The organism is Gordonia jinghuaiqii (assembly GCF_014041935.1).
GTDB classification, from domain to species: Bacteria; Actinomycetota; Actinomycetes; order Mycobacteriales; family Mycobacteriaceae; genus Gordonia; species Gordonia jinghuaiqii.
Map to the genome: position 1 here is coordinate 2,057,078 of NZ_CP059491.1, position 17,920 is coordinate 2,074,997.

Below are 17,920 nucleotides of genomic sequence, written 5' to 3' on the forward strand. Positions count from 1 at the left end.
CGGCGCCCGACCGTAAGGTTCTGCCCATGCGGATCGTGCACACTTCCGACTGGCACCTGGGCCGGACGTTCCATGGTGTCGAGCTGCTCGCCGACCAGCGCCGCGCGCTGTCCCACCTCGCGGATCTGGTGGCGGCCGAGTCGGCCGACGTCGTCATCGTCGCCGGTGACGTCTACGACCGGTCCGTTCCCTCCGCCGACGCCGTGCGCGTCTACGACGAGGGACTGGCCGAGATCGCCGCCGCCGGTGCGCAGATCGTGGTGACCTCGGGCAATCACGACTCACCGACCCGCCTCGGGGCCGGATCGGGTTTCGCGGCCGCCGGCGGACTCCATCTGCGGACCTCGATCGATGCCATCGCCGATCCGGTGATCCTCACCGACACGCACGGTGAGGTCGCGTTCTACGGCATCCCGTACCTCGAGCCGGACACCGCCCGACGCCATCTCGGGGTTCAGACGCCCGGCGGTCACACCGCCGTCCTCGATGCGGCGATGGACCGGGTACGTGCCGACCTCTCCGCGCGAGGCGGGCGCTCGGTGGTCGTGGCACATGCCTTCGTCAGTGGCGCCGCGGCGTCCGGATCGGAACGCTCCATCAGCGTCGGTGGAGTGGAAACCGTTCCCGCCGAGGTCTTTTCCGGCGTCGACTACGTCGCGCTCGGGCACCTGCACTCGCCGCAGCGGGTCACCGACACCGTGCGCTACAGCGGATCGTTGCTGCCGTACTCCTTCGGCGAGCGGAGTCACCGCAAGGCGGTTCTGGTCGTCGACCTCGATGCCGCCGGAGTCGCCGAGGTCCGGTCACACGAACTCCCCGTCGTCCGCGCGTTGAGTTCGCTGACCGGAACCCTCGACGACCTGCTCACCGGCGAACAGTTCGCGGTGGCAGAGGATCACTACGTCGAGGTGACACTGACCGACCCGCTCCGTCCGACGGACGCCATGCGGCGTCTGCGTCAGCGTTTTCCCTTTGCGGTCCATGTGCAGTGGGACCGCCCGCATTCCGGTGCAGGCGTGGACTATCGCTCGCGGGTGCGGGGCCGTTCCGACGCCGAGATCATCGCCTCGTTCATCGAGGACGTCCGTGACGCCCCGACCAAGGGGGAGCGCGTTCTCGTCGAGCGTGCGTTGCGTGCCGTCGTCGGTGAACCCGAGTCGGATGCGTCGGACGGTTCCGAGCTGGCCCTGTTCGACCTCGAGGCGATCATCGCGGAGTCCGCGTGAGACTCCACCGGCTCCGCATCCGCGCCTTCGGTCCGTTCGCCGACGAGATCACCGTCGACTTCGACGATCTCGGCGGCGACGGACTGTTCCTGCTGCACGGACAGACCGGCGCGGGTAAGACGACAGTCCTCGACGCCGTCGCCTTCGCGCTGTTCGGGCGCGTCCCCGGCGTGCGCGACACCGCCCGCCGGTTGCACTCCGATCACGCTGCGCCCGAGGATGTCCCGGAGGTGGAGCTGGAGGCGACCGTCGGGTCCCGCCGATTGCGCATCACCCGCTCACCCGAGCACGAGCGACCCAAGAAGCGTGGCGAGGGCACGCGCAAGGTCAACGCCAAGGCGACTCTGGTGTGGGTCGACGGGTCAGGACCCGACCTCACCCGCATCCCCGAGATCGGCGACGCGGTGGTCCGGCTGCTGGGGATGAGCGCCGATCAGTTCTTCCAGGTGGTGCTGCTGCCCCAGGGCGACTTCGCCCGTTTCCTCCGCGCGCATTCCGACGAGCGGGAAGCGTTGTTGGAGAGACTCTTCGACACCGAGCGCTTCGGCGATCTGGAGGAGTGGCTGCGGGACAAGGCGCGCGAGAGCGCTACGGCCCTGACCGAACACTCCGCCGTGCTCGATCGGATCGCCGGGCAGATCGTCGCGGTCGGTGGGACCGCGGCACCTGCCGAACCCGACCTCGACTGGGCACAGGAGCGCCTCGACTCCGCTCGCGCCGCCGCCGACCGCGCTCTCGCGGAGCGGACCACGGCAGCCGCGGCCGTCGAGCAGGCACAGGCCGCCTTCGACCACGCCCGACGCCTCGCCGAACTCCGTCGACGGGGCCGTCACGCCACCGAACGGCTGGCCGGGTTGGCGGCGGGCGCATCGGAACTGGCCGCTGCGGACCGCGCACGCCGGTCGGCGTTACGCGCGGCACCCATCGTCCCGCTCGCCGACGATCACGACCGGACCGCGCTCGACGTGCGCCGTGCCGCGGAGACCGCCGAACGCGCACGCGTGGAGATGGTGGCGCTCGAGGAGGGCAGATCACTCTGCGAGTCCGCGACGGAGACGGAACTGGATTCGGCACTCGACGCCGCCATGGACCGTTGGTCCGAGGAGTCCGGGCGATGGGAGCCGCTGGCCAAACGCGTTGCGCGGCGCCCGGCGCTGGTCGCCGAGATCGAGGACCTCGAGGCCGCGATCGCCACGGCCGACGCCCAGGCCGCGCACACACGGAACCTCCTCGACGCGGCGCCTGCCCGCCGGGAGGAGGCCCTGGCGGCGCTGCGTGAGGCCGAGGAGCTCAGAGTCCAGGCGCCCAGACTGCGAGGCGAGCGCGATCAGCTTCGTCGTGTTCTCCGGGCGCTGGCCGACCACGCCGAGGTACTCGAGCAGCTCGCACACGCCGAGAAAGGACTGCTCGACGCGCGCGACAAGCACACCGCCGCACGGGAACATCAGCTCGACGTACGCGAGCGGAGGCTCAGCGGGATGGCCGTCGAACTCGCCGGCGCACTGGTCGACGGCGAGCCCTGCGTCGTGTGCGGGTCGGCCGAGCATCCCCTGCCGGCTACCGGTGAGCCGTCCGACTCCGGCGCCACGGTCGTCTCGCGGGAGGTCGAGGAGAAGGAGGCGGCAGCCGCGGAGGAGAGTGCGAGCGCGATCAAGGCCATCGCCGCGTCTGCGGTGGCCGCACTCTCCGAACGCCGCAGCAACCTCGAGGCGGTGATCGGCGACGCCGACCCCGACACCCTCGAAGCCGAACACGTCCGCGTTGATGCGCAGCTCGCCGCCGCCGAACGCGCCGCCGCTCGACTGACCGCGCTGCAGGGCGCCGTCGAGAAGATCGACGCCGAGATCAACAGCCTCCGTGCGGTCCTCGCCGATTCCGAGGCCGCCCAATCGGCCCGCCGGGAACGGCGTAACAGCTTGCGGCAGAACCTGTCCGCGCTCGACGCCGACGTCGAGGAGGCGACCGGCGGCCGCATCGGGATCGCCGAACGCCGTCGTGAGCTCGCCGAACTGTGCCGGCGGGCGCGGCGTCTCCGGGAGGCGCGCGGCGACGCCGACCGGGCCCGCACCCGCCTCACCGAGGTCGCGCAACGGCTCGCGGCCGCCTGCGCCGACGCCGAGTTCGACTCGGTGTCCGACGTCCGGGCGGCGTTCGCACCCGCCCAGCGGATCGCGGAGTGGGAGTCGATGCTGACCGAGGCGGCCAACCTGCGTGCCGCATCCGAGGAAACCCTCGCCGATCCGGATGTCCGCGCCGCGCTCGAGTCGCCGGAGGTGGATCTGGACCGGCTGGCCGCCGAGTTCGGCACTGCCCGTACACACTGCGACGAGGCGGCTGCTGCGCACGCCGTCGCCGAGGAACGCCGTGCCGGCCTGGAACGCTATGTGGCGGACTTCTGGGTGGCCCTGGACGCCCTGGCGCCACTGCAGGCACGTCACGCCGAGCTACAGGGACTCGCCGAGCTCGTCAGCGGCCGCGGACAGAACTCCCGGCGGATGTCGTTGCGCTCCTACGTCCTGGCGGCGCGTCTGGACGAGGTGCTGGTCGCGGCGTCGGGCCGGTTGCGTGAGATGTCCTCGGGGCGTTACGAATTCGTTCACTCCGACGCCGTCGGCGTCCGGGGTCGCCGCGGCGGCCTGGGTATCGAGGTCCGTGACGAGTACACCGGGGCGCTGCGCGCGACGACGACCCTCTCCGGTGGGGAGACCTTCTTCGCCTCGCTCGCGCTCGCATTGGGCCTGGCCGACGTCGTGTCGGCGGAGTCCGGCGGACGGGTCCTCGACACGATCTTCATCGACGAGGGTTTCGGCACCCTGGACCCCGAGGCGCTCGACCTCGTCATGGGTGTCCTCGACGAGTTGCGCACCGGCGGTCGCGTCGTCGGGGTCGTCAGCCACGTCGACGAGCTACGTGCCCGAATCCCGGCCCAGTTGCATGTTCTCCGCGGCGAACACGGCTCGACGGTGCGGGTCCAGAGCCCGCTCGGCGTGTCGTGAGCTGCCCGATTGGGACCTGCCGGTGACAGTGCGCTAGGCTCGATCTCGCCCGATGAGCCCCCGTAGCTCAGGGGATAGAGCGTCTGCCTCCGGAGCAGAAGGCCGCAGGTTCGAATCCTGCCGGGGGCACCAACACAGCGTTTCCACACCCGCGTCCTCGTGCGCGGGTTTCTTCTTTTCCGGTGGTCAGCGTCCCGCTGGAGGCGGCTGCCCATCACCTCGGAATCTCCACGGGGGCTGCGTTGCGTGCCTGTTGCGGAAGTGTTCCGCGGAACACTCGCACGAGGTGTCGACCTGCGGTTTGGTCGGTGGGGCCGTCAGGTTGGTCGTAGTTTGTTCGACCAGTCGTGAGGTTGTCGTGGCTGTGTTGCGTTCTGGTGGGACGTGTCGCCGACGTTCGATGACGTGGAGCCTGCGTCGTTGTCTGATGGGGTGCTGGAGTCTCGGGTGCCGGGTACGCCGTGTGATCACCGCGTTGATCACGGCTTCCTGTCGCTTGTGGCCGAGCTCGATGCGCGTCGGTCGTGGGCGGGGCAGGGGACTGCGTCGCGTAACGCGGATGGGCAGGTGCGGGTGGCAAGGCCTTGGGGAGCTACCGGTGATCGGTGAGGTCTTCGGTCAGTGCGGGCGACCGGCCGTCCCCGACAGGTCACTAATTCACCTACAAACGCGCTGCCGCAGCATGCGTGCATGTGGTGGAGGTGGCGCATCTGTGGCCCGGGTCCGCAGCGCGAAGGTCACGAGTCCGTCTGTGCCGGTGGGGAAGCGACCTAGAGACTTCACTTCGACGACGCGACCTCGATCGAAGTCGACCCGTCGAAGTGACATCGCATGCGACATCGATCCGGTTCGGGCACCCCGGTTTCGGTCCAACGACGCCCCGGGAGCGTTCCCCGGAACACTCCGCGGCAGTGTCAGTTCATCGCCCGCTCCCTGCATCCGCGCACATCTGTGGGCCAGGCCCGCAGGCGCGAAGGCCACGAGTCGTCTGTGTCGGTGCCGAAGTGGCCTCGCGACTACCGTCGACGACGCGACCTCGATCGGAGTAAGAACGGACGCGGACCTGCGACGCGGTTCGGCGTCCAGCAACCCGATGGGAGCGTTATCGAGGAAGTCCACCGACACAGGCCTGACGGCCCGCCTCAGTTCATCGGAAGTGGCTGGGCGCCACGGAGAGCGAGCATCTGCGTGAGGATCGCGATCTCCTTGTCCTGTGTACGTTTCATGCTCGACGCGAGGTCGCGGACGTAAGGCTGGTCCACGTTGGCCTCATCGGCGGCGTACTCCATCATGTGCAGGCCGCCCTCGTGGTGGCGCAGCATCAGTTGCAGGAACGTCGTGTCGACGGCGGGGCCGCGCAGCGCCTTGAAACGCTCCATCTCCGTCGGCGTCGCCATGCCCGGCATCGCGGGTTCCTCGGCGGCGGATGCAGGCATGGACATCTCGCCGTGCTGATCACCCTCGTCGCTGCCGTGGCCCTCGTGACCGCCGCCGCTGGAATCGGCGTCGTCCGATGAACCGTGCCCCATCCACGCCATCGCCTCGCCGGGATTGATCACCGGCCGGCCCCAGCGGGTCAGCCAGGACTGCATCTGACCGATCTCGTTGCTCTGCGCGGTGAGGATGTCGAAGGCCATGTTGCGGACCTCCGGGTCGGTGCCGTGCTCGAGTTCGATCGCGGCGAGCTCCACGCCCTGCTCGTGGTGGCGGGTCATGTCCTGCGCGAACCCGACGGCGGCGGAGTTCAGGGCGGGGGAGTCCTCGCCGGCGGAGTCGTCGGCGAGGCTTGCCTGGATGAGCAGGCCGAGTCCGACGCCGACGAGCAACACCGCCACACCGGCCAGAGCGAACAGGACGGTGCGTCGTGAACCCGCTCGTTCTGAACCTGTCGTGTCGGGCGTCTCGGTCTGGTCGGTCATCGCGGGGTCCTCGTCGTCGCCGGGTGGTTCTGCTCGGTCAGTTCTCGGCTCGATCAGCCCGCGGGCATCGGGTTGGCGTTGCCGCCGTCCATCCGGACGGCGTCGGGGCCGGGCTCGCCCTGATCGGCGGCCGGGGGGTTGGACGGATCGAATCCCGGGATGGCGGTACAGGTCGCCTGGGTCTCGGGGTAGGCCGCGGTCTGCGGATTCTCCTGGTAGACGCCGGGCATCATGTTGCGGCGCAGCGCGGTGATGAACTGGTTGACCCGCGGGTCGGTCGCCGAGTCGACCTTGAGCTGATGGCCCCAGCTCTGCAACGACACCGGCTTGTCGAGGCCGGGGTAGGGGGACAGGAACAGGTACTGTTCGCCGCGCACGAGCCGCTTGAGGTAGTCGAGGTCCTCCGGGGACACGGTGTCGGGGTTGTAGGTGATCCACACCGAGCCGTGCTCCAGCGCATGGACGGCATTCTCCGACCGGAGCGGATTCGGGTAGACGACGCCGGTGCACGTCGCCCAGATCTCGTCGTGCGGGCCACCGAAGGGCGGCGACTGGTCATAGGCGACGCGCTGGTCGGCGGTGACGTGCTTGGCCGCCTCGTAGTAGATCTTGGTGACGCCCGGGATGTCGGTCGACGGATCCGGGTTCTGCGGGGAGGGGACGAACTCGGAGACCGACTCGACCGCGATGTCGTCCTTCTCGTTGGCCTGCTTCTCGTTGAACTTGGGGACGAGGTAGATCGCGAGTCCCGCGACCAGGCCGACGACCACCACGACAGCGGCGATCAGGGTCCAGTCGATCTGACGTCCGGAGACAGAAGGGACGGTTCCGGCCTTCTTGCGGGGCTTGGGGACGTTGGCCCCGGGTTTGCGCGCCATTGACTTCTTTCCTCATCCGACTGGGTCGCCGTGCGGGCGGGGCTGTGGCCCGGCGCGCGCTCGGCGCACATGAGTCTACTGATACACCGGCCCGGTACCGCCGGGACGTGATCGGCAGGTCGGGCGAGGGTGCGATTATCGGTGATCAGCCCCCGGCCAATAGGATGGTCTCCTGTGACTCCCGCCGACCTGGCCGCGCTGCTGCGCGCCGTGACCCTGACCGTGGTCCGAGACCGTGGTCTGGACGAGAACCTGGTGCCCGACTCCATCGTCGTCGAGCGTCCCCGGCACGCCGACCACGGCGATTACTCCACCAACGTGGCCCTGCAGATGGGCAAGCGGCTCGGCGTCAACCCCCGTGAACTCGCGACCTGGCTCGCCGAGGCCTTCGCCGCCGCCGACGGCATCGACAAGACCGAGATCGCCGGACCGGGCTTCGTCAACATCTGGCTCGGCGCCGCCGCCCAGAACACCGTCGTCGCGGCCGTCCTGGATCAGGGTGTGGGCTACGGCCGGGGCGACGAGCTGGCCGGATCGATCATCAACCTCGAATTCGTCTCGGCCAACCCCACCGGACCCATCCACCTCGGCGGCACCCGCTGGGCGGCCGTCGGTGACGCACTCGGCCGTGTGCTGGCGGCCCGGGGCGGCCAGGTGACACGCGAGTACTACTTCAACGACCACGGCGCCCAGATCGACCGGTTCGCGCGGTCTCTGGAGGCCGCGGCACTGGGCAACCCGACCCCCGAGGACGGGTACGCCGGCGACTACATCGCCGACATCGCCGCCCAGGTCGTCGAGAAGGCGCCCGATGTGATGTCGCAGCCCGAAGCCGACCGTCTCGAGACCTTCCGCGCCGTCGGCGTCGACCTCATGTTCGGCCACATCAAGCAGAGCCTGCACGACTTCGGCACCGACTTCGACGTCTTCACCCATGAGGACAAGATGTTCGCGACCGGTCTGGTCGACGAGTGCATCGCCGAGCTCAAGGCCAACGGCAACCTGTACGAGAAGGACGGAGCCTGGTGGCTGAAGTCGACCGACTTCGGTGACGACAAGGACCGCGTCGTCCTCAAGAGCGACGGCAACGCCGCCTACATCGCCGGCGACATCGCCTACTACCGCGACAAGCGCAACCGGGGCTTCAACCTGTGCATCTACATGCTCGGGGCAGACCACCACGGCTACATCAGCCGCCTCAAGGCCGCGGCGGCCGCGCTGGGCGACGACCCGGCCACCGTCGAGGTCCTGATCGGTCAGATGGTCAACCTCGTCCGCGACGGCAAGCCGGTCCGGATGAGCAAGCGTGCGGGCACGGTCATCACCCTCGACGACCTCGTCGACGCGGTGGGCGTCGACGGCGCGCGGTACTCGCTGATCCGCTCGTCGGTCGACGTCAACATCGACATCGACCTCGACCTGCTGACCAAGCAGTCCAACGACAACCCCGTCTACTACGTGCAGTACGCCCACGCGCGGATGTGTGCGCTGGCGCGTAACGCCGCCGACCTCGGCGTCGTGTCGTCCCTCGATCACCTGGACCTGCTCGATGATCCCGCCGAAGGTGAATTGATCCGCACCATCGGCGATTTCGACGAGGTGGTGGCCACCGCGGCGACCCTGCGCGAACCGCACCGCGTGTGCCGGTACCTCGAGGTCCTCGCCGGCACATACCACCGCTTCTACGCCAAGTGCCGGGTCCTGCCGCAGGGCGACGAGGACGTGGCCGACATCCACCGCGCACGACTCGCCCTGTGCGAGGCCACCCGCCAGGTCCTGGCCAACGGTCTCGGGCTCGTCGGGGTCACCGCACCGGAGCAGATGTGAGCGCGCATCCCGCCGGCCCGCGGCACGCCGAGTTGCTCGCCGCCCCCCATCTGGCGCAACGACCCAATGACCCGGCCGTCCTCGCCGAGATCCCGCCACAGGTCTGGCCGCGCAACGCATCCCGGAACGACGCCGGTGAACTGCAGATCGCCGGAGTGTCGGTGAGCGAGCTCGCCGACGAGTTCGGTACGCCGGCATTCATCGTCGACGAGGCAGACTTCCGCTCGCGCTGCCGCGACATGATGTCCGCATTCGGCCCCTACGGTCGCGTGCACTACGCATCAAAGGCGTTCCTGTGCAGCGAGATCGCGCGCTGGGTCGACGACGAGGGACTCTCGCTGGACGTGTGCAGCGGCGGCGAACTCGCCATCGCGTTGCGCGCGGGCTTCCCCGCCGAGCGAATCGCCTTGCACGGCAACAACAAGAGCGTCGAGGAGCTGCGCGCGGCGGTCGACGCCGGAATCGGGCACGTCGTCCTCGACTCGATGGCCGAGATCGACCGGCTCGACGCCGTCGCCGGTGAACGGGGCGTCGTCGCCGACGTCCTGGTCCGGGTGACCGTGGGCGTCGAGGCGCACACGCACGAGTTCATCTCGACCGCGCACGAGGACCAGAAGTTCGGTTTCTCCCTCGCCGGCGGCGTCGCGATGGCGGCCATCCGCCGGGTGTTCGCCACCGACAACCTGCGACTCGTCGGCCTGCACAGCCACATCGGCTCGCAGATCTTCGACATGGACGGTTTCGAGCTCGCCGCGCACCGCGTTCTCGGCCTGCTCCACGACGTCGTCGACGAGTTCGGTGTCGAGAAGACCTCGCAGATGTCGATCGTGGATCTCGGTGGGGGACTGGGTATCTCGTACCTCCCCGAGGAGCGTCCACTGCCGGTGGACAAGGTTGCGCAGACACTTGCCGACATCGTGCGCCGCGAATCGGAGGCGGTGGGCCTGCCGATGCCGACCATCGCCGTGGAACCCGGCCGCGCGATCGCCGGGCCCGGCACCGTGACGCTCTACCGCGTCGGTACCGTCAAGGACGTCGAACTCGGCGGGGGCGCGGTACGCCGCTACATCTCCGTCGACGGCGGCATGAGCGACAACATCCGTACGGTGCTCTACGACGCCGAATACGACGTGCGGCTGGTCTCGCGGGTGTCGCAGGCGCGCGCGGTGGTCTGCCGCGTGGTCGGCAAACACTGCGAGAGCGGCGACATCGTCATCAAGGACTGCTGGCTTCCCGAAGACCTCGGACCCGGTGACCTGATCGCGGTGGCGGCCACCGGCGCATACTGCTATTCGATGTCGAGCCGGTACAACATGACCATGAGACCGCCGGTGGTGGCGGTGGCCGACGGCAACGCCCGGCTGCTGCTGCGCCGGGAGACCATCGAAGACTTCCTCAGCCTGGAGGTGAACCCGTGACCGAATCCGTCGAGAACACAAGCGGCACAAACGAAGTGAACGATCCGCGCCCCATCGGTGTGGCGGTGCTCGGTATGGGCAACGTCGGCGCCGAAGTGGTCCGCATCATCACCGACAACGCCACCGACCTGCGCGCCCGTGTCGGTGCGCCGGTGGAGATCCGCGGCGTCGCCGTGCGTGATCTCTCCCGGCCGCGCAAGATCGGTCAGGAACTGCTGACCGACGATCCCGCCGCGCTCATCGCCCGCGACGACGTCGACATCGTCGTCGAGCTCATGGGCGGCATCGACCCGGCCCGCGCGCTCATCCGCACGGCCCTCGAGAGCGGCAAGTCGGTCGTCACCGCCAACAAGGCGCTGCTCGCCGAGTACACCGGCGAACTCGCGACCGCCGCCGCCGATGCCAAGGTCGACCTGTACTTCGAGGCAGCGGTGGCCGGCGCCATCCCGGTCATCCGGCCGCTCATGCAGTCGCTGGCCGGTGACACGGTGGAACGCGTGGCCGGAATCGTCAACGGCACCACCAACTACATCCTCTCCGCGATGGACGAGACCGGCGCCGACTACGCCGACGCCCTCGCCGAGGCCGGCCGGTTGGGATATGCCGAAGCCGACCCGACGGCCGACGTCGAGGGCTACGACGCCGCGGCGAAGGCGGCTATCCTGGCCTCCATCGCCTTCCATACCCGCGTCACCGCCGCCGATGTCCACCGCGAGGGCATCTCGGCGGTCACGGCCGCCGACCTGGCGGCAGCCAAGAAGTTCGACTGCACCATCAAGTTGCTCTCGATCTGCGAACGGGTCCGCGACGGCGACGGCGCACAACGCATCTCGGCCCGCGTGTACCCCGCGCTGATCCCGCTGACGCACCCGCTTGCCACCGTCAACGGTGCGTTCAACGCCGTGGTCGTGGAGGCGGAGAACGCCGGCAGGCTGATGTTCTACGGCCAGGGCGCGGGAGGCGCGCCGACGGCGTCGGCAGTGCTCGGCGACATGGTCATGGCCGCGCGTAACCGCGTGCACGGCGGTCGGGGACCTCTGGAGTCGACGTACGCCTCACTGCCCGTCGCGCCGATCGACGACGTGTTCACGCGGTACTACATCTCCATGCGTGTCGAGGATCGTCCCGGCGTGCTCGCGCAGGTCGCGGGTGAGTTCACGAAGCGCTCGGTCAGCATCGCCGCGGTCCGCCAGGAAGGCGCAGGCGACGACGCCCGGCTGATCGTGGTGACCCACCGCGCGCCCGACCGTGCGCAATCGGATTGCGTTGCGGCGCTTGAAGACATGGACGCCGTGATCAAGGTGTCGAGTGTGTTGCGATTGGAAGGTACCGATGACTGAAGCGACTTCAACCCCCGTGCACCGTGCGTGGCCGGGCCTGATCGAGGCCTACCGGTCGCGGTTGCCCGTCGCCGACGACTGGAAGGTGGTCACCCTGCTCGAGGGCGGCACCCCGCTGATCAGCGCGCCGCACCTGTCGTCGCTGACCGGGTGCGAGGTCTACCTCAAGGTCGAGGGCCTCAACCCGACCGGGTCGTTCAAGGATCGCGGGATGACGATGGCGGTCAGCAACGCCGTCAACAACGGCAAGACGGCGGTCCTCTGCGCATCGACGGGTAACACCTCGGCGTCGGCGGCCGCCTACGCCACCCGCGCCGGGATCACCTGTGCGGTACTGATTCCGCAGGGCAAGATCGCGATGGGCAAGCTCGCCCAGGCGGTCATGCACGGCGCCAAGATCATCCAGGTCGAGGGCAACTTCGACGACTGCCTCGAACTCGCGCGCAAGGCGACGTCGGAGTTCACCGAGATCGAGCTGGTGAACTCGGTCAACCCGGCCCGCATCGAGGGACAGAAGACGGCGGCCTTCGAGATCGTCGACGTCCTCGGGCGCGCCCCCGATGTGCACGCGCTGCCGGTCGGCAACGCGGGCAACATCACCGCCTACTGGAAGGGTTACACCGAGTACCACGCCGACGGCGTCTCGTCGTCGGTGCCGCGGATGCTCGGTGTGCAGGCTGCCGGTGCCGCGCCCCTGGTGAACGGAGCGCCCGTGAAGGAGCCCGAGACGATCGCGACCGCGATCCGCATCGGCTCGCCGGCGAGCTGGAACCAGGCGGTGGCGGCCAAGGAGGAGTCGAACGGCCAGTTCCGTGCTGCCACCGACGAGAAGCTGCTCGAGGCCTACCGTCTCATCGCGGGCGAGGAAGGCGTCTTCGTCGAGCCCGCGTCGGCGGCCAGTGTCGCCGGTCTGCTCGCGGCCAGCGCCGACGGCTGGATCAAGCCGGGATCGACCGTGGTCTGCACGGTCACCGGCAACGGGCTGAAAGACCCCGACACCGCACTCGCGGGTATCCCCGAGGTCGAGGCCATCCCGGTTGATCCGGTCGCAGTCGCGAATGCGCTCGGTGTCGGCTGACGGGGGCGGCGGTCCGGTCGGCGTCGAATCCACCACGGAGGATGAGGTGACGGCGCCGGGACCGGCGAGCCGTGAGCTGCCGGTTGGCTTGTCGACTCGCGTTCGGGTACCCGCCTCGAGTGCCAACCTCGGCCCGGGATTCGACTGTCTCGGAATCGCTTTGGGAATCTACGACGAGGTGATCGTGGAGACCGTGGCCGCCGGGATCACTTTGGAGATCGAGGGCGAGGGCGCCGCGGACGTGCCCCGCGACTCCTCCCATCTCGTCGTGCGGGCACTCACCCGGGGATTGGTGCACGCCGGGGTGCGCGCGCCGGGGCTCAGGTTGCGCTGTGTCAACCAGATCCCACATTCCCGCGGACTCGGTTCGTCGGCTGCGGCGGCCGTCTCCGGACTGGCCGCGGCGTCGGGACTGATCTCGGCTGCGGGTTTCGGGGAGGGTCTGTCCGCCGACGAGCTGGTACAGATGTCCAGCGAGTTCGAGGGGCATCCAGACAACGCGGCGGCAAGTGTGCTCGGTTCCGCGGTCGTCACCTGGACGGAGTCCACCGGGGTTGGGGCGTCGGAGTCCACCGGGGTTGGGGTGTCGGAGTCCACCGGGGTTGGGGCGTCGGAGTCCATGGGATCCACGGAGGGCGTGGCGTCGTACCGCGCGCACCGGCTGCCGGTGCATCCCGATATCTGTGCCACCGTGTTCATCCCCGACACCGAGTCGTCGACGTCGTATACCCGCGGCCTGCTGCCGGATTCGGTGCCGCGCGCCGATGCGATCTTCAATCTGAGCCGCTCGGCACTCGCGGTGGTGGCACTGACCTCGGAGCCGCGGCACCTGATGGCGGCGTCCCAGGACCGGCTGCATCAGCCGTATCGGGCGTCGGCGATGGTGCCGACGAACGAACTGGTCACCACTCTGCGCGCCCGCGGCCATGCGGCGACCGTGTCCGGTGCCGGTCCGACGGTTCTGGTGCTCGGTTCCTCTCCGGTTCCCGCCGACATCCGTCAGGTGGCGCACGGACTCGGTTTCACGGCGCGTTCGGTGGCGATTGCCGGCGGCGTCGACATCACCCACGGCTGATCACCGCCCATCTCCGGCTCGCCACACGTGTCGCCGGATCCCGCCGCGCCCGCCCGGGTGTGCCGCGTTTCGGGCCCGTGGGATCGTTTGGCGGTTTCGGCGTGTTGCCCGTATCATGCGAACGGGGTTAACATATTCTGGTCTAGCCGCGCGGGCTTGTCCCCACGCTTCTCATCTCTCACCGATCGGAGAAACCGGCGGTCCTTCCGTCTGGGGTCATGGATCTCTGTCGACGGTGCTGAAGCGCAGGTAATCCACGAGCACGCTCGCAGCGGGGACCCGTACATCTCTCTGACCGTCCACCGCGGACGGACTCCCTGGCGCACACAGCTGGGAACGTAAGCCTCACGCAGTTTTCGTCTGCGGGAGGAACGAAAGGACTTCCGTGACCGATACGGACCTCATCACCGCACCTGCCGGGCAGGATTCCGCGGGTTCGGCCGCTCCCGACTCGGGGCAACCGGCCACCAAGACACGCGCGCGCACCGGCCTGACCGGCATGGTGCTCAGCGAACTGAGGACTGTTGCCGGTGAACTCGGCATCAAGGGCACATCCGGAATGCGCAAGGGCGATCTGATCGCCGCCATCAAGGAGCGCCAGGCCGGCGGCGCTGCGGCGCCCGCCGCCAAGACCACCGGCAGCAGGGCAAAGGCCGCCTCGGCCAAGGCCTCCACCGCCGAGGAGCAGCTGACCATCGCCGACTCCACCGACACCGCCACGAGCGACGCCCCCAAGAGTGCGTCGCGTGCCGGCACCCGGAGCGGGACCAGGAAAGCCGCCTCGGGTGACGCCGAAGCCGCCAAGGGCGACGCCTCGAACGACGAGAGCGTGCAGAACGACTCGGCCAAGAACGACTCGGCCAAGAACGACTCGGCCAAGAACGATTCGGGGCAGAACGAGCCCGCTTCGGATGACGCCGCCAAGGGTGGCAACGCCGCGTCGGACACCGATTCCGGGGACACCGCAGGCGGGCGCGAACGGCGTCGACGCGACAGCTCGGGCGACGCGTCCGGCGACACCGAGGCCGGTGACCAGCGCACGCGTCGTAGCCGTAACCAGAATCGCGAGGGCGGCCAGAACCGCGACAATCAGAATCGCGACGGTGGCCAGAACCGCGAGGGTGGCCAGAACCGCGAGGGCGGACGCAATCGCGACAATCAGAATCGCGACGGCGGCCAGAACCGCGACAACCAGAACCGCGATGGCAGCCAGAACCGCGATGGTGGCCAGAACCGCGATGACCGTGACGACGACGGTGAAGGCGGCGGTCGTCGCCGTGGCCGCAGGTTCCGCGAACGGCGCCGTGGCCAGAACCGCGACACACCGAACGAGCCGCAGGTCTCCGATGACGACGTGTTGCAGCCGGTCGCGGGCATCCTCGACGTGCTCGACAACTACGCGTTCGTGCGGACCTCCGGGTATCTGGCCGGCCCGAACGACGTCTACGTCTCGATGAACCTCGTCCGCAAGAACGGGCTCCGGCGCGGCGACGCGATCACCGGTGCCGTCAAGGTGCCCCGTGACGGCGGCGATCAGCAGCAGAACCAGCGTCAGAAGTTCAACCCGCTGGTCCGCCTCGACTCCGTCAACGGCGGCGACGTAGAGGCGGCCAAGCGCCGCCCCGAGTTCAACAAGCTCACCCCGCTGTACCCGAATCAGCGGCTGCGCCTGGAGACCACGCCGGACCGGCTCGACACCCGCGTCATCGACCTCATCATGCCGATCGGCAAGGGTCAGCGTGCGCTGATCGTGTCGCCGCCGAAGGCCGGTAAGACGACGATCCTGCAGGACATCGCCAACGCGATCGCCACCAACAACCCCGAATGCCACCTCATGGTCGTGCTCGTCGACGAGCGGCCCGAGGAGGTCACCGACATGCAGCGTTCGGTGAAGGGGGAGGTCATCGCCTCGACCTTCGACCGTCCGCCGTCAGACCACACCTCGGTGTCGGAGTTGGCCATCGAGCGTGCGAAGCGGCTCGTGGAGAGCGGCAAAGACGTTGTGGTGCTGCTGGATTCGATCACCCGGCTGGGACGTGCGTACAACAACGCGTCCCCGGCATCGGGCCGAATCCTGTCCGGCGGTGTCGATTCCACCGCGCTGTACCCGCCGAAGCGATTCCTCGGTGCGGCGCGCAACATCGAGAACGGCGGCTCGCTGACGATCATCGCGTCGGCGCTGGTCGAGACCGGTTCGACCGGCGACACGGTGATCTTCGAGGAGTTCAAGGGCACCGGCAACGCCGAGCTCAAGCTCGACCGCAAGATCTCCGAGCGGCGCGTGTTCCCGGCGGTCGACGTGAACCTGTCGAGCACACGTAAGGACGAGCTGTTGCTGTCGCCGGAGGAGTTCGCCATCGTGCACAAGCTGCGGCGTCTCCTCGCGGGCCTGGACTCGCAGCAGGCCATCGACCTGCTGATCAGTCAGCTGAAGAAGACCAAGACGAACATCGAGTTCCTGATGTCGGTGCAGAAGACCGCACCCGGCGGCGGCAACAACTCCGACTAGTCCCGGTCCTCGACGCACACCTACGACACGGCCCCGATCCGCATCAGCAGATCGGGGCCGTGTCGTTGGAGGGGGAGTGGCCGGCAACAGCCGGCGTTCTCGGCGGGCTCGTCGCGTCAGTACACGTCGCGCAGGTAGCGCTTGTCCGAGCGCAGCCGGTCGACGTACTCGCGGGCATCGTCGGGGCCGAGTCCGCCGTGCACGCCGACGATCTCGTGAAGTGCGGCCTCGACGTCGTCGGCCATTGTCGCGGCGTCACCGCACACATAGAGATGGGCACCGGACTCGAGCCACGAGAACAGGTCGGCGCCGCTCTCACGCATGCGGTCCTGCACGTAGACCTTGTGATCCTGGTCGCGGGAGAAGGCGAGATCGAGCCGGTTCAGAATGCCGTCGGTGACGAAACCGTCGAGTTCGTCGGCATAGAGGTAGTCGACGTCTCGGTGCTGGTCACCGAAGAACAACCAGTTTGCGCCGTCGGCGCCGCGAGCCGCCCGCTCGTGCAGGAACGCGCGGAAGGGCGCGACCCCGGTGCCCGGGCCGATCATGATCGCCGCGACGTCGTCGGCGGGCAGGCGGAAGTTCTTGTTGGGGGCGATGAAGACGCTCACGGCATCTCCGGGCGCGCACCGATCGGCGAGGTGCGTCGAGCAGACGCCGCCGCGTGCGCGCTCATCGGCGACGTAGCGCACCGTCGCCATGGTGATGTGCACGCGGCCGGGGTGGACCAGGGGACTCGACGAGATCGAGTACTCGCGGTGGGTGAGGGGACCGAGCTCTTCGAGGAGTTCCTCCGGGGTGAACGTCAGTGACGGATCGATGTCGAGGACGTCGAGAACGTCGCGGCCCCTCAGCCACACATCGAGCGCCTGCGGGTCGCCTGCGGTCAGCAACCGGGACAGCTCCGGGTGGCCGGTTCGCTCGGCGATGGTCTTGACCAGGTACTTCGACGGGACGGAGATCTCGTAGCGCAGGCTCAGAGCCTCACGCAGCGTGTACGTGGACTTTCGGTCGGCGATGATCTCGTCGCCGGCTGCGCCCAGCCGCTCGAGGATCAGATCGACGAGTGCGGGGTCGTTGACCGGCGCGATGCCGATCCCGTCGCCCGGCTCGTAGGTGATCCCGCTGTCGACGAGATCGAATTCGAGATGCCGGACCTCCTTGGCCGAGCCGGGTCCCGACAGGACGGTGTTCGCGAGGATCGTCGCGGGGTACGGGTTGCGCCGGTTCCAGGGCGAGCGCGCCGTCCGGCCGGGACGTGCAGTGCCGACACGGGTGGAGGGGGTGGTCGCTGCGGTGCCGGCCGCCAGGCTGGTGCCGGCCGATGCGGCGTCGTACATCGCTGAATCCTTCGTGATCGACGACTGTCGGAGGGGCCCGGACGCCGTGAGACGCGGTGGGCGACGCCACGGTACTACACTTAGGCGACCCTTATCGGGGGAGGCGACCCTGACCAGTGGGAGCACCGGCGACGCAGGGCCGGCGTGACCGGGGAATGCGACCGGTGCTCGCGCTGTTGACCCACCTGCGACCGCTGCATCCGCGATTTTTGTGGGGGATGCCGCACATGGCATACTGAGCGGTCGAGTCCGGTTCCGGTTCACACCGCCGACAAGCGACGGTGACCCGGCGACCACAGAAAGGGACAGCCAGA

General features: G+C 68.8%; 11 protein-coding genes and 1 tRNA gene. 9 read left to right on the forward strand and 3 right to left on the reverse strand.

Annotated elements, in window-relative coordinates; genetic code table 11:
• Positions 1-26 precede the first annotated feature (26 nt).
• The 3 genes from H1R19_RS09180 (at position 27) to H1R19_RS09190 (ending at position 4,354) form a co-directional block, all read left to right on the forward strand.
• Positions 27-1,226, forward strand: coding sequence for an exonuclease SbcCD subunit D (locus H1R19_RS09180; protein ID WP_219851259.1), 1,200 nt, complete (start codon positions 27-29; stop codon positions 1,224-1,226).
• Positions 1,223-4,222, forward strand: a complete 3,000-nt coding sequence (locus tag H1R19_RS09185; RefSeq protein WP_219851260.1) for an AAA family ATPase — start codon at positions 1,223-1,225, stop codon at positions 4,220-4,222. Before H1R19_RS09180 ends, H1R19_RS09185 begins: the two co-directional genes overlap by 4 nt.
• A 56-nt stretch (positions 4,223-4,278) precedes the next feature.
• Positions 4,279-4,354 (forward strand) — tRNA-Arg (locus H1R19_RS09190).
• A 1,010-nt stretch (positions 4,355-5,364) separates the two neighbouring features.
• Here the strand turns inward: H1R19_RS09190 and H1R19_RS09195 are convergent.
• Together H1R19_RS09195 and H1R19_RS09200 are read right to left on the reverse strand one after the other, a co-directional pair.
• Positions 5,365-6,141: a DUF305 domain-containing protein gene (locus tag H1R19_RS09195; RefSeq protein ID WP_219851261.1), complete on the reverse strand. Its 777-nt coding sequence runs from the start codon at positions 6,139-6,141 to the stop codon at positions 5,365-5,367.
• 53 nt (positions 6,142-6,194) lie between these two features.
• Positions 6,195-7,019, reverse strand: a complete 825-nt coding sequence (locus H1R19_RS09200) for a thioredoxin-like domain-containing protein (RefSeq protein ID WP_188331475.1) — start codon at positions 7,017-7,019, stop codon at positions 6,195-6,197.
• A gap of 174 nt (positions 7,020-7,193) precedes the next feature.
• On the opposite strand from H1R19_RS09200, the gene argS reads away from it, so the two are divergent.
• The 6 genes from argS to rho all read left to right on the forward strand — a co-directional run bounded on the left by argS (position 7,194) and on the right by rho (position 16,266).
• Entirely contained in the window at positions 7,194-8,846 is a 1,653-nt protein-coding gene (gene argS / locus H1R19_RS09205) for an arginine--tRNA ligase (protein WP_219851262.1), read from the forward strand.
• Positions 8,843-10,264, forward strand: coding sequence for a diaminopimelate decarboxylase (lysA, locus tag H1R19_RS09210; RefSeq protein ID WP_219851263.1), 1,422 nt, complete (start codon positions 8,843-8,845; stop codon positions 10,262-10,264). Before argS ends, lysA begins: the two co-directional genes overlap by 4 nt.
• Positions 10,261-11,604, forward strand: a complete 1,344-nt coding sequence (locus H1R19_RS09215; RefSeq protein ID WP_219851264.1) for a homoserine dehydrogenase — start codon at positions 10,261-10,263, stop codon at positions 11,602-11,604. Before lysA ends, H1R19_RS09215 begins: the two co-directional genes overlap by 4 nt.
• On the forward strand, positions 11,597-12,682 hold the full coding sequence (gene thrC / locus H1R19_RS09220) for a threonine synthase (RefSeq protein WP_188331471.1): 1,086 nt from the start codon (positions 11,597-11,599) through the stop codon (positions 12,680-12,682). Before H1R19_RS09215 ends, thrC begins: the two co-directional genes overlap by 8 nt.
• The gene (gene thrB / locus H1R19_RS09225) at positions 12,663-13,757 is read left to right on the forward strand and encodes a homoserine kinase (protein WP_219851265.1); all 1,095 of its coding nucleotides are present in this window, start codon (positions 12,663-12,665) and stop codon (positions 13,755-13,757) included. Before thrC ends, thrB begins: the two co-directional genes overlap by 20 nt.
• Before the next feature lie 385 nt (positions 13,758-14,142).
• Complete coding sequence (gene rho / locus H1R19_RS09230) at positions 14,143-16,266, forward strand: transcription termination factor Rho (protein WP_219851266.1); 2,124 nt, start codon at positions 14,143-14,145, stop codon at positions 16,264-16,266.
• 116 nt (positions 16,267-16,382) lie between these two features.
• Here rho and H1R19_RS09235 read toward each other — a convergent pair whose 3' ends face one another.
• Positions 16,383-17,606, reverse strand: a complete 1,224-nt coding sequence (locus tag H1R19_RS09235) for a sulfite reductase subunit alpha (RefSeq protein ID WP_219851267.1) — start codon at positions 17,604-17,606, stop codon at positions 16,383-16,385.
• Positions 17,607-17,920 lie beyond the last annotated feature (314 nt).